The 12,468-nt window shown below is 63.0% G+C and carries 10 protein-coding genes and 1 pseudogene; 8 read left to right on the top strand and 3 right to left on the bottom strand.

Going from position 1 to position 12,468, the window contains the following annotated elements:
• Positions 1–139 precede the first annotated feature (139 nt).
• Positions 140–915 (bottom strand): annotated as a pseudogene (locus tag CBW24_RS07175) (IS5 family transposase); the annotation flags it as partial.
• A 24-nt stretch (positions 916–939) separates the two neighbouring features.
• On the opposite strand from CBW24_RS07175, the gene CBW24_RS18500 reads away from it, so the two are divergent.
• The 4 genes from CBW24_RS18500 to fahA are packed head-to-tail and all read left to right on the top strand — an operon-like array spanning position 940 to position 4,365.
• Positions 940–1,119, top strand: coding sequence for a hypothetical protein (locus CBW24_RS18500; protein ID WP_198405279.1), 180 nt, complete (start codon positions 940–942; stop codon positions 1,117–1,119).
• A gap of 11 nt (positions 1,120–1,130) precedes the next feature.
• Positions 1,131–2,480 carry a homogentisate 1,2-dioxygenase gene (hmgA, locus tag CBW24_RS07170; protein ID WP_097373139.1) on the top strand — a complete coding sequence of 450 codons (1,350 nt, stop codon included), beginning with the start codon at positions 1,131–1,133 and terminating at the stop codon, positions 2,478–2,480.
• Complete coding sequence (maiA, locus tag CBW24_RS07165; protein WP_097373138.1) at positions 2,477–3,106, top strand: maleylacetoacetate isomerase; 630 nt, start codon at positions 2,477–2,479, stop codon at positions 3,104–3,106. Before hmgA ends, maiA begins: the two co-directional genes overlap by 4 nt.
• Before the next feature lie 14 nt (positions 3,107–3,120).
• On the top strand, positions 3,121–4,365 hold the full coding sequence (gene fahA, locus CBW24_RS07160; RefSeq protein WP_097373137.1) for a fumarylacetoacetase: 1,245 nt from the start codon (positions 3,121–3,123) through the stop codon (positions 4,363–4,365).
• 103 nt (positions 4,366–4,468) lie between these two features.
• On the opposite strand, the gene CBW24_RS07155 is transcribed toward fahA, so the two are convergent.
• Positions 4,469–5,248 carry an IclR family transcriptional regulator gene (locus CBW24_RS07155; RefSeq protein WP_097373136.1) on the bottom strand — a complete coding sequence of 260 codons (780 nt, stop codon included), beginning with the start codon at positions 5,246–5,248 and terminating at the stop codon, positions 4,469–4,471.
• A 135-nt stretch (positions 5,249–5,383) separates the two neighbouring features.
• Here CBW24_RS07155 and CBW24_RS07150 point away from each other — a divergent pair, with 135 nt between their 5' ends.
• The 4 genes from CBW24_RS07150 to CBW24_RS18805 all read left to right on the top strand — a co-directional run bounded on the left by CBW24_RS07150 (position 5,384) and on the right by CBW24_RS18805 (position 10,251).
• Positions 5,384–7,246 carry a TRAP transporter permease gene (locus tag CBW24_RS07150; RefSeq protein WP_232530255.1) on the top strand — a complete coding sequence of 621 codons (1,863 nt, stop codon included), beginning with the start codon at positions 5,384–5,386 and terminating at the stop codon, positions 7,244–7,246.
• A gap of 22 nt (positions 7,247–7,268) precedes the next feature.
• The gene (locus CBW24_RS07145) at positions 7,269–8,300 is read left to right on the top strand and encodes a TAXI family TRAP transporter solute-binding subunit (RefSeq protein WP_097373134.1); all 1,032 of its coding nucleotides are present in this window, start codon (positions 7,269–7,271) and stop codon (positions 8,298–8,300) included.
• Between the two features lie 57 nt (positions 8,301–8,357).
• The gene (locus CBW24_RS07140; protein WP_097373133.1) at positions 8,358–10,001 is read left to right on the top strand and encodes an alkaline phosphatase family protein; all 1,644 of its coding nucleotides are present in this window, start codon (positions 8,358–8,360) and stop codon (positions 9,999–10,001) included.
• Positions 10,002–10,122: 121 nt separating this feature from the next.
• On the top strand, positions 10,123–10,251 hold the full coding sequence (locus CBW24_RS18805) for a SulP family inorganic anion transporter (RefSeq protein WP_374708994.1): 129 nt from the start codon (positions 10,123–10,125) through the stop codon (positions 10,249–10,251).
• A gap of 197 nt (positions 10,252–10,448) precedes the next feature.
• Here CBW24_RS18805 and CBW24_RS07130 read toward each other — a convergent pair whose 3' ends face one another.
• Positions 10,449–12,464 (bottom strand): acyltransferase family protein, encoded by a 2,016-nt coding sequence (locus CBW24_RS07130; protein ID WP_097373132.1) that lies wholly within the window; start codon positions 12,462–12,464, stop codon positions 10,449–10,451.
• Positions 12,465–12,468 lie beyond the last annotated feature (4 nt).

Below are 12,468 nucleotides of genomic sequence, written 5' to 3'. Positions count from 1 at the left end.
ACGGATTGCACGCGGCGGATCGTTTGTCTTAAGTCGCAGGTGACGCCCCAACCCGCCGCAGCCCCCGGCTTGCAGCTCAGCGGCAATCGCCGAACCACTTAGTGAGCCCCGAAGCTGCGACCCGCCTAGAGCCGATCTCCTAGGCCCTGTTACACAAATCGAGATCGGAACGCACCTCCCCTAACCCCGGACGGACTTGCCCCACAGCCTCTGTGACAGGAATGCCAAGAACGGTGTAGCGGTTGAGCACGGGGATGCGGACTTTGATTTCCGCGACCTGCCGGTAGAAGCCCCGCGCCATGATGCGCTGTCCCATGAGTTTCACGCAATGCATCTTGCTTTCGACGCGGCTTCGTCGGCGGTATCCGCTCCATCGCCGCCCCAGGGCACGGCCCAGGTATCGCGCGCGTTGACCGCTTAATTTCTGGCGATGGCCCTAGGGCTCGTCGGTTTCCATGACTTGGCATTTTTGCGGGGTGGGATGATGGCGTGAGCGCCGCTAGCGACGATTGCGTCATGGCATTTTCGGGTATCATAGGCGCCATCGGCTGTGACCAAACCGATGCTCTGGTCAGGCGGAGCTCGATTCAACAACTCGGGTAGCATGGGAGCATCGCCTACGTCGCTGGTCGTGACCTCGACTGCCCGCACCTCCAGCGTTTCCTCGTCGATCCGTATGTGGATCTTGCGCCAAATGCGCCGCTTAGGGCCGCCATGCTTGCGGGCGTTCCATTCGCCTTCACCCTCAGATTTGATGCCGGATCTATCCATCAAGAGGTTCAGCGGGCCGGTTGCGACGCGATACAGCAGGCTCACGTTCAGGGTTTTCTAGCGGCGGCATAGGGCGCTGAACTCTGACACCACCCAGTTCACCCCGCCCGACCGCAGTAAGCTCTCACTGAAACCCGTGGACTTGGTCCCGAGGCGACGGTGGAATTCATGTCGCGCCTGCTGCGCATCACCAAAGCAGAGGATGATCGGGATCACATCCCGTTGATAGTTTTATCTGCTTCCAACCACGAGGTTTCACTTGGTGAAACGGCGCTTCGACGCCTCCCTCAAGCAACCCTTAATATTGGGCGAAGCTACGGCCGTCACAACGCCGGCAGCACAGCTTGAGGAGACGCACGATGAACGCCCCTGATAAATCCGGCCTGATTCAGGCCGAGGGCATCACCACCACCCCCGGCTACATGCCGGGCTTTGGTAATGACTTCGAGACCGAGGCGCTGCCCGGTGCGCTGCCGCAAGGCATGAACTCGCCGCAGAAGTGCAACTATGGGCTCTACGGCGAACAGCTTTCCGGCACTGCCTTTACCGATGTGCGACCGGAGCGCACCTGGTGCTATCGCATCCGGCCCTCGGTCAAGCACTCACACCGCTACGAAAAGATCGACCTGCCGTATTTCCGCTCAGCCCCCGATATTCACCCCGAAGTGACAAGCCTTGGGCAGTATCGCTGGGACCCGGTGCCGCACACCGACGAGCCGCTGACCTGGCTCACCGGCATGCGCACCATGACGACTGCGGGCGATGTGCATACCCAAGTCGGCATGGCGAGCCACATCTACCTGGTCACCGAGTCGATGGTCGACGACTACTTCTTCTCCGCCGATAGCGAGATGCTCGTTGTGCCGCAGGAGGGCCGCCTGCGGTTTGCCACCGAGCTGGGGATCATCGACCTTGAACCCAAGGAAATCGCCATCATCCCGCGCGGGCTGGTCTACCGCGTCGAACTGCTAGACGGTCCGGCGCGAGGTTTCGTCTGCGAGAATTACGGCCAGAAGTTCGAGCTGCCCGGCCGCGGGCCCATCGGCGCCAACTGCATGGCCAACCCGCGCGACTTCAAGGCGCCAGTGGCGGCCTTCGAGGATCGCGAGGTGCCCTCGACCGTCACCGTGAAATGGTGCGGCCAGTTCCACACCACCAAGATCGGACAGAGCCCGCTCGACATCGTCGCCTGGCACGGCAACTACGCGCCTTATAAATACGACCTGCGTAATTACTGTCCGGTCGGCGCGATCCTTTTCGACCACCCCGATCCATCGATTTTTACCGTGCTAACCGCGCCCTCGGGGCAGGAAGGCACCGCCAACATCGACTTCGTGCTGTTCCGTGAACGCTGGATGGTGATGGAAGATACCTTCCGTCCGCCGTGGTATCACAAGAACATCATGTCCGAGATGATGGGCAATATCTATGGCCAGTACGATGCCAAACCCCAAGGATTTGTGCCGGGCGGCATCAGCCTGCATAACATGATGCTGCCGCACGGGCCGGACCGCAACGCCTTCGAGGGCGCCTCGAACGCCGACCTGAAGCCCGAGAAGCTCGACAACACCATGTCCTTCATGTTCGAGACCCGCTTCCCGCAGCAACTGACGCAGTTCGCGGGCAAGGAAGCGCCGCTGCAGGACGACTACATCGACTGCTGGAAGGACATCGAGAAGAAGTTCGACGGCACGCCGGGCAAGAAATGAAGCTTTATACCTATTGGCGGTCGACCACCTCCTACCGGGTCCGGATCGCCTTGAACCTCAAGGGGCTGGCTTACGCGCCGGTCCCAGTCGACCTGGTGGCGGGAACGCACAAGGCGCGCGATTACGTAGCGCTGAACCCGGGGCAAAGCGTGCCGACGCTGGTGCTGGAGGATGGCACGGTGCTAACCCAGTCCATGGCCATTCTCGACTGGTTGGAGGACACCCACCCCGATCCGGCGCTTTTGCCCTCGGATGCTCTTCAGCGGGCCAGGGTGCGCGCAACGGCGCTGACCATTGCCGCCGATGTGCATCCAGTGAACAACCTGCGGGTGGTGGCGCGGCTCAAAGAGATGGGCCACAGCCAGGATGACACCGTGGCCTGGATGAACCACTGGATGCGGCAGGGCTTTACCGCCTTTACGCAATTGATCGACCCGGAGACGGAGTTCTGCTTCGGCGATACGCCTGGGCTGACCGATCTCTGCCTCGTGCCGCAACTTTACAATGCCCACCGCTGGGGCTGCGACCTCACGGGCCTGTCGCGGCTGACCGAGATCGAGGCGCGCTGCCTGGCGCTGCCCGCATTCGACGCGGCTCGCCCCGAAAATCAACCCGACGCACACTAACGAAGGATATTCCTATGACTGATCTTGTCCGATCCTGGATCGAGACCGCGAATGACCCCGAAAGCCCGTTTCCCCTGAACAACCTGCCGTTTGGCGTCTTCTCGGCAGGCGACGCGCCCCGCTGTGCGACGGCCATCGGCGACAAGGTGCTGGACCTTGCCGCGCTGCAAAAGGCGGGTCTTCTGCCTGATCATGGCTTCGATGAACCGGCGCTCAATACCTTCATGGGCGAGGGCAAACAGGCATGGAACGAGGTCCGCGAAAAGCTGACCGATCTGCTGCGCGACGGCGCCGAGACCGACGCGGTGCGGGACGCGCTCCACGACATGGGCAATGTCACCCTGCACCTGCCCTTCACCGTGATCGAGTACACCGATTTCTACGCTGGCCGTCAGCACGCCTTCAACGTCGGTTCGCTGTTCCGCGACCCGGCCAATGCGCTGCCGCCCAACTGGCTGCATATTCCCATCGGCTACAATGGCCGTGCCTCGACGGTGGTGGTCTCGGGCACCGAGTTCCACCGGCCAATGGGTCAATTGAAAGGCCCGCAGGATGACCAGCCACGCTTTGGCCCCAGCCAACGCCTCGACATCGAGTTGGAGATGGGCGCGGTCGTGGGCATGCCCACCGAGATGGGCCAGCGCATCAGCGTCGATCAGGCCGACGACATGATCTTCGGCTACGTGCTGCTCAACGACTGGTCGGCGCGCGATATTCAGGCTTGGGAGTATCAGCCGCTGGGGCCGTTCCAGGCCAAGGCCTTCGCCACTACGATCAGCCCCTGGGTGGTCACCAAGGCCGCGCTCGAACCGTTCCGTTGCGACACACCCCCGCGTGAGAAGGAACTTCTGCCGCATATCAAGGACACCGGACCGATGCTCTATGACATCGACCTGTCAGTCACCATGACGGCGCCCGGTGCGGAACCGACCGAGATCTGCCGCACAAACTACAACGCCCTGTACTACTCTGCCGCGCAGCAACTTGCGCACCACGCCTCGTCCGGTTGCGCGATGCGGACTGGCGATCTGCTGGGTTCGGGCACGATCTCGGGACCCGAAAAGGGCACGTTCGGTTCGCTCTTGGAGATGACCTGGGGCGGCAAGAACCCGATCACGCTCGAGGGGGGAGCGACCCGCACCTTCATCGAGGACGGCGATACCCTGGCATTGCATGGTCACGCACAGGGAGATGGCTATCGTGTCGGTTTCGGTCCCTGCGTCGGAACCGTGTTGCCTGAGCGGGCTGATCGGTCGTAACGACCGAAGTCGCCTTGCCGTCGTCGACGGTGCGCATTGCGAGGTCGAAGATCACCGGCTTCGCGGCATCTATCGCTGCTCTGTAGATTGGCAAGCCGTGGCGTCAGCCACGGCCTGCGTATCGCTGACCGATGGTATCCGCTGTCGCCTGAAGACGTGAAAGGTGGTTATTCGCGACCACGTCGACCGTTTGATCGCCGGCATTCCAGACCAGGTTGATTGCGCCAATCACTTCCGCGCCAGCCAGGATCGGCACAGCAATAGCCGCCGGAAGCTCGCCATAATCCACCGCCCGGCCCCAATGTCCGTGGGCGCGGGCGGCATAGCCCTTTTCCGAGATCGATTTCAGGGTTGCCGGCAATTGGGCCAAGGCCGCGGCGTCTTCCCGCGGCAGTCGTCGGATCAGTTCTTTCAATGCCTCGGCCCGTCCGCCCTCCGAGAGGCCCGAGAGATACGCGGCCCCAAGCGCCGAAAAGATCGGCGAGGGACGAAACCCGACCGAATCCGGGTAAACCCCATGCTTCTTAAACACCCGGGTGTTATCGACAATTTCGGTCCGGCCGGCTCCGATCGCAGCAGCAAGATCGACGCCCAACCCGGTCGCCTCGGAAAGCCGGACAATTTCCTCTTTGCTGACGGCCACGAGCCTGTCGACCAGGTCCGGCATGCCGCCTGCCTGCGGGAAGGCAGATCCGAGTTGATAGTACCCGTCACTGCTTCTGCGCGTTAGCCAGCGTCGGCGTTCGAGCGTCGCACAGATCCGCAGCAACGTCGGCTTTGACAACCCTGTGCGGGCTGCGAGAGATGCAAGCGAAGTGGCGCCCGACGTGTAAATGACTTCAAGCACCGTCAGTCCTCGTTCGATGGATCTGTTCAGTTTCACCCTAGCTCTCCGTTTCACCTAGTGTAACGAACTTTCGCAAAATATGCCGCGACGCGATAGCGATTTGTGATGCACCCCGCGCTTCGACCAGGGAATCGGAGGCTGAGCGACGGGCGTTACATCGGGGAGGATGCTGTGTCGGAATACAAAAGAAATGCCTTTCTAGTTCATGCCGTTACCGGCCTGTCACTCGTGGTCGTTGGGGTTGTGTTCTACGTGTCGGTCTTCGGGGTGTTTTCGGATTCCTACCTGCGGGTCGGCATGTTGTTCGTTGGCGGGTTACTGCTCATCCTGTATGCGGCCGGCCGTTCGGGCAGCCTTCTTGACCGGGGGCTTCTGGCGGGCGTTGCCATCTGCCTGTCGCTGAGCGTTTATCAATACTTCCGTGCCGCCGAGGAGATCGAGACGGGGCTCTACTTCCTGACCTCGACCGACATCTGGATGGGATTTCTCGGCCTCATCGCGGTGATCGAACTGACTCGTCGCTCGGTCGGTCTGGTTATGGCGGTGGTCGCCGGTCTGCTGTTAGCCTACGGCGCCTTTGGTCATCTGGCACCGGGTTTTCTAAGACATGCCGGAATCTCGACCGAAGAGTTGATGACCGTGCTGTGGTATTCCTTTGACGGTGTCTTTGGGCGCCCGTTGGCGACGGTGGTCTCGACCATCCTGATCTTCATCGTGTTCGGCGCATTGCTTGAGTTGCTGGCAATCGACCTCGTGCTGGTGCGGCTTGCCATGGCCGCCACCGGGCGGATGCGGTCCGGCCCCGCCGCTGCGGCAACGGTGGCCAGCGGATTGTTCGGGACGATTTCGGGCTCTGCGGTGGCCAACGTCGTGGGCACCGGGGTTATCACCATTCCGCTGATCAAGAAACGCGGGTTCTCGCCCCGGTTTGCGGCTGCGGTGGAATCCGCAGCCTCCAGCGGCGGCCAGATCACGCCACCGATCATGGGGGCCGTGGCCTTCATCATGGCAGACGTGACGAGCGTTCCGTATCTGACCATCTGCGCCGCCGCTGCTGTGCCCGCGCTGCTCTATTATGGTGGCCTCTTCGTCGCCATCTCCAGCGCGGCCCGCAATATGGATCTGGCCGACGAGCCGCGCCCGAAGATCGCCTTCAACTGGCGCGAACTGGTGCAGATGGGCATCTTTGTCCTCGCCCTCGCGGGCATCGTGGTGACCATGGTTGGCGGTTCGTCGCCCGCCTATGCCGGCTTTGTCGGTGTCACGCTGGCCGCGCTGCTGGGCTTTGCCGTGCGTCCCGACCTGCTGTTCAACGGCACCGCCTGGATAAAATTCGTCCGTTCGGCGGGGCTGATCTCGGCCCAGCTCGTGGTCATCGTCGGCGCCGTGGGCATCGTCATCGGCGTGCTGAACCTGACCGGCGTTGGGCTGCGTTTCGCCTCGCTGCTGTCGAGGCTTGCCGAAGACCAACTGATCATATCGCTGATTTTGATGGCCATTGCCTGTCTTCTGCTCGGCATGGGGATGCCCACGGTGCCGGCCTATCTGATCATCGTGCTCGTTATGGGTCCGTCGCTGCAGAAACTCGGCGTGCCGATCGTCCACACGCACATGTTTGTGCTCTATTTTGGCGTGCTCTCTGCAATTACGCCGCCAGTTGCGCTCGCCGCCTTTGCGGCTGCACCAATCGCGGGCTCCAACCCCATGGCCACGGCCCTCGAAGCCTCGCGGCTGGCGGTGCCCGGCTTCGTGATCCCGTTTGCCTTCATCTACCAGCCCGCGCTGTTGCTGGGGACAGGGTTCCCGTTGGCAGACTCGGCGCAGGCGATCCTTTTCGTCCTGCTCGCCACGATCCTGATCTCGCGCGCCTGCTATCCCCGTCGCGGCAAGACTTACATGACGCCGGTGGGGTTAGCACTGGCCGGTGCGCTGATCTTCTTCGGGCCGCTGGTCTCGTGGATCGCCGCCGCTGCTGCAGTTGGGGTGATGTACGTCGACCGATTGGAAATAACCGCCAAGAACCAAGTTTCATGATCGCAATGGAGGAGAAAACATCATGAAGACCACGACTCTTAACCGCCGGAGCCTCTTGGCCGGCACCGCTGCCGCCGCGACGCTGGCCATGCTGCCCCGCGCCGCGCTGGCCAAGGAACTACTGCGCATGTCGACGCTGGGGCCGGGCAGCAGCCCGAACCTGGTGATGACCACCTTCGCCAATATCATCAACCGCGACCTGCGGGACTACGAGATCCAGATCAACGCCACCGGCGCCGCTACCCGACACGTGCTGGAAGTGGCGATGGGCAAAACCGCGTTCTGCATGTCCTCGCCCGCGCTGCATGCACTGATGGCGAACCAGAGTGCAATGTTCGAGAAGATGGACCAGGCGCCGGAACTGTCCAAGAAGCTCCGCGCCGTGCTGAACTTCCCGATGGGCGTCTATCACATTGCGGTTTACGACTCTTCGGGCATCACCTCGCTGGATCAGGTCAAGGGCAAGCGGGTCTTCCTTGGACCTCCGGGCAGTGCTGCCTTTTCGACGATGGTGCGCCTGTTCGAGGCTGTCACCGGCTTGAAGGCCGACGAGGATTACGAAGCAGTCAAGCTCGGCTGGGACGCCGCCGCTGCTTCGTTCCAGGATGGCAACCTCGATGTGTATTGCAATCCGACGAACGCGCCCAGCCCGGTGCTGACCCAGATCGCCGTGACCAACCCGATCCGCTTCCTCGGCATTCCGGCAGATCAACTGGAAAGCGACGCGGTCAAGGCACTGGTCAGCCGCCCGGGCTTCGGTCTCGGCACGCTGCCGGCGGGGGTCTATGGCGACAACCAAGTCAACGACGAGGACGCGACCACCCTGCGCGTCACCGTCGGCATCGTCACGAACGAGTCCGCTGACGAAGCGATGATCTACGACATGACCAAGACCTTCTTCGAAGGCGTGGCCGAGATGCGCGACGGCGCACCCTGGCTCAAGGCGATCACGCCGGAAGCGGCAGTGGCGGATCTCAACATGCCGCTGCACCCCGGCGCGCTGCGCGCGCTCGAAGAGCTTGGCGCAACGATCCCCGACGTCGCACGCGGGTAAACAGGCAAATGGCCGGGGCGGCAGCGCCCCGGTCCGACTAACAGGTAGGCCCCGATCATGACCAAGAACGTTCTATTCATCATGTGCGACCAATTGCGCTGGGACTACCTGTCCTGCACCGGGCATCCGCATCTGCATACGCCGAATATCGACACCCTTGCGGCACGCGGGGTGCTGTTCGACCGTGCCTACGTGCAATCGCCGATCTGTGGCCCGTCGCGGATGTCCTTCTACACCGGGCGCTACGTCGCCTCGCATGGCTCCACCTGGAACAACATCCCGCTCAAGGTGGGAGAGATGACGCTTGGCGACCATCTGCGCCCGCTGGGCGTGCGTACGGCGCTTTGTGGCAAGACCCATATGTCGGCCGATGTCGAGGGGATGAAGCGCCTCGGCCTTGCGCCGGACAGCGAAATCGGCGTGCGGGTCGCGGAATGCGGCTTCGAGCCCTATGAGCGCGAGGACGGCTTGCACCCCGACGGCCCGCGCTATCCGCGCAACGAGGCCTATGATCAGTTCATGGAGAAGCGCGGCTGGCCCGATGAAAACCCCTGGCAAACGGTGGCCAACAGCGCCGAGGACGAGGACGGCAACATCCTAAGCGGCTGGTTCATGGACAACGCCGACAAGCCCGCCCGCGCCGCCGACGAAGAAAGCGAGACCCCCTATATCACCTCCCGTGCGATGGACTTCATCCGCGAGGCCGGGGACACGCCCTGGTGCCTGCATCTGAGCTACATCAAGCCGCACTGGCCCTATATCGTGCCCGCGCCCTATCACGACATGTACGGCCCCGAGACGCATCTCGACCCGGTGCGCAGCGCGGCGGAGCGCGAAAAACCCCATCCCGTCTATGGCGCCTTCATGGAGGAACGCGTCAGCCGCGCCTTCTGCGACGATGGCACCCGTACCCGCGTGCTGACCGCCTACATGGGCCTGATCAAACAGATCGACGACCAGATGGGCCGGTTGATGGCCTTCCTTGACGCGCAGGGTCTGACCGAGGAGACGATGATCATCTTCACCTCCGACCACGGCGATTACCTCGGCGATCACTGGATGGGCGAAAAAGAACTGTTTCACGACGCTTCCGCCCGCATTCCAATGATCGTGGTCGACCCACGCGCCGAGGCCGATGCCGCCCGAGGGCAGACATCTTCCGCGCTGGTCGAGGCAATCGACGTGGTGCCGACGATCCTCGACTATTTCGGCGGCGAGGCGGTGCCGCATATCATCGAAGGCCACTCGTTGGTGCCACTGCTGCACGGACAGACCGACAGCCTGCGTGACGTTGCGGTCTCGGAATACGACTATTCCATGCGTGGAGTCCGCCAGCGCCTCGGAGTCGCGGTCAAGGACGCCAAGCTGACCATGCTGTTCGACGGGCGCTGGAAATACATCTTCGCCGAAGGGTTCCGCCCGATGCTCTTCGACCTGCAAAATGACCCTGACGAACTGACCGACCTCGGCGCCGATCCTGCGCATCAAGCGGAATGCGCCCGCATGGAAAAGCTGCTCTTCGCTTGGGCGCGCCGCACGTCGCAGCGCACCACGCGATCTGACGCCTGGATCGCAGCCCGTGACCCAAGCCTGGGCGAAGCCAAGGCGGGTATCCTAATCGGCTATCGTAACGAGGCCGAGCTGCGCGAGGTTCTCGGGCCGGTCGCGGTGCGCGCCGGGAAAACCCACAAGGCCGGATGATCCGATGGCCCGGACCAGCACGGTCTTCAAACGCCTGTCACCGATCCGCCCGTGGTTCCTTGAGCAGACGCCAGCGTCGTGAAAAGCCGGCGCGCTTGCCGGGCTGACGGGCGCCGCCATCGTGCTACCGCAGGGTGTGGCCTTTGCCATCATCGCCGGGTTGCCGCCGGAATACGGGCTGTTCACCGCGATCATCGTGACCGCGTTGCCGCGCTCTGGGGGTCATCGCGCGTCATGGTCTCGGCGGTGACGCTGGCCAGCCTGATCGCGTCCTTTCGCACCAGCCGCCGCCCGCCGGCCTATATCATCGTGCTGGTGGCCGGCTCGCTCGCCGCCGTCTTGCTGGGCGCCGAGGCCTCCGGGGTGGCAATGTTCGCGCCGCTTGACGCGAAACGGCCCTGCGCTCGGCGCGTGGCAAGGTGCTAGCAGACACCACCTTTTGGGAGGTTACCGAAACCAGCTGTTCACCACCGCCGCGGCGCCCTGCTCGTTCAGGTGATTGTCGTCATAGTATAGCGGCATGCCATCCGCGACTGCGCGGCAGGTTGCACTCGGACAAAGCGCTGGACCCGGGTCGAGAATATGGACATTCGGGTGGTCGGCGATCCCATCGATCATCTGCTGGAACAGACCGCGTTGCGCGTCATAGGCCGCACGGCTTAGCGCATCGTTCAGCGGCACCTTCCAGCTGTTGGGGCGATACCATGTGTTGAGCGCTTCTTGCTCCGGCAGGCTCTGGGCGTGGATCGGCACGGGCGCCACGATATAGACCGACAGGCCCCGATCAGCGATCGCCGACACTGTCGTCCGGAATTGAGCCATGAAGTCCCGCTGGTAGACGGCGAGAGTGGCCGCGTCCGGCGTGCCAATCGGCCCGCGCTGCAAATGGCGCGGCATGTCGCCTGTGCCGTACCCCAAATACCACGGCCAAAGCGCGGCATAGACCACCGCATCGACGCCGGGCATCGCCAGCAACTGTTCATGCGCCTCAAAGCTCAGCCGCTCGCAGGTCCGCGAAAACATGGAAAGCCGGTGCAATTGCGTGCCAATCGGCGGGCATTCCCACGACCAGTAATGCACTGTCATATAGCCGCGCGCGCGGAACGCCTCGCTGAGCGGTCGGGCCAGCGCATCAGAATGGCTGTCGCCGATCAGCACGACCTTGCGTTCGGTCACCGGACCGTAGGCGCAGGAATAACCGTCGCGGGTCAGTTCGCCTTCCATGCAGCGCGCGCGCTCTGGATTGACGAGGAACTTGCCCAGATAGGCGCGCTGTGCGGCCTCTGGCATCCGCTCCGGCGCGCCGCCGGTTTGCCAGATCACGCCCGCCAGCCCAAAGATCGCCGCCACCAGCACCGCATCCAGCGCGACAATCGTGCGAAAGCGTGGCTGCCGCCAGCGCCGGAACGGCAGTTCCGTCGCCGCACCTAGCGCCACGGCCAGCACATAGGCCACCACAAACGCGATTGGTCCCGTCCACGCGCCCCATGGCGGCTCAGCATAGGTCAGGTAGACGATGACGGGGAAATGGAACAGGTAGATGCCGTAGACATTGCGCCCGGCATAGAGCATCGGCTTCCATTGCATCGCGCGGCTGAGCCAAGCCCCCCGAGGCTCGGCCAGAATAATCAGGCAGACGCCGAACATCGCGGGTACCGAGATCAAGCCCGGCGAGGGAGAGGCCGGCGTCAGCAGCAGCACCGAGGCGATCACCAGCCCCCAGCCGAGGATCATTGCCCCATCCCCGGTCAGCACCCGCCCCAGACGTCCGGCGGGCCAACCGCGCGCCATGAGCGGGGCCAGAGCGACGCCGATCAGGAACTCCCAAACGCGCGTGACGAACAGATAGTAGCTCGCCCCGCTCAGATCGGGTTCGGTGGAATAGATCTGTGCAGTGGTCAGCGACGCCACGGCCCCGCCCAAAACCACCAGCCAGAACGCCCATCGGACCGGCACGAGCACCAATACCGCCATGATGAGCATCGACAGCAGGTAGAACTGCTCCTCAAGCGCAAGGCTCCATGTGTGCAGCAAGGGTTCCGCCAGCACCGCGACTTCGAAATAGTCGCCGGTCGCCGCCGCATGCATGTTGCCTGACAACAGGACAGACATCAGCGCCGCATCCGCCAGATCGTTCAAATCGCCGGGCAGCAACAACAGCCAGCCCACCGCCAATGTCAGCAGGATGGTCACAAATAACGGCAGCAGAATGCGCCGGACGCGGGCGTCGAGAAATTTCAGCCCCGCGACACGATAGAGCGTGAGAGGAGACCGATCTGATCCATCCGCGCCGAGCTTGTCCAGCAGCCCCAGAAACGAACGGGTCACAAGGTAGCCGCTGATCAGGAAAAACCCGTCAATGGTGATATAGGCGCCCGGCGCCCAAGGCAGGCCCGCATGGGTCCAGATGACCAGAGAAACCCCAAGCCCGCGATAGGTGTCGATGGAATAGGACCGGTTCACGAAA

Origin of the sequence: Pacificitalea manganoxidans (assembly GCF_002504165.1) — a bacterium.
GTDB lineage: Bacteria > Pseudomonadota > Alphaproteobacteria > Rhodobacterales > Rhodobacteraceae > Pacificitalea > Pacificitalea manganoxidans.
The sequence above is the reverse complement of the archived record's forward strand: the minus strand, read 5'-3'. Positions and strand labels throughout refer to the sequence as shown.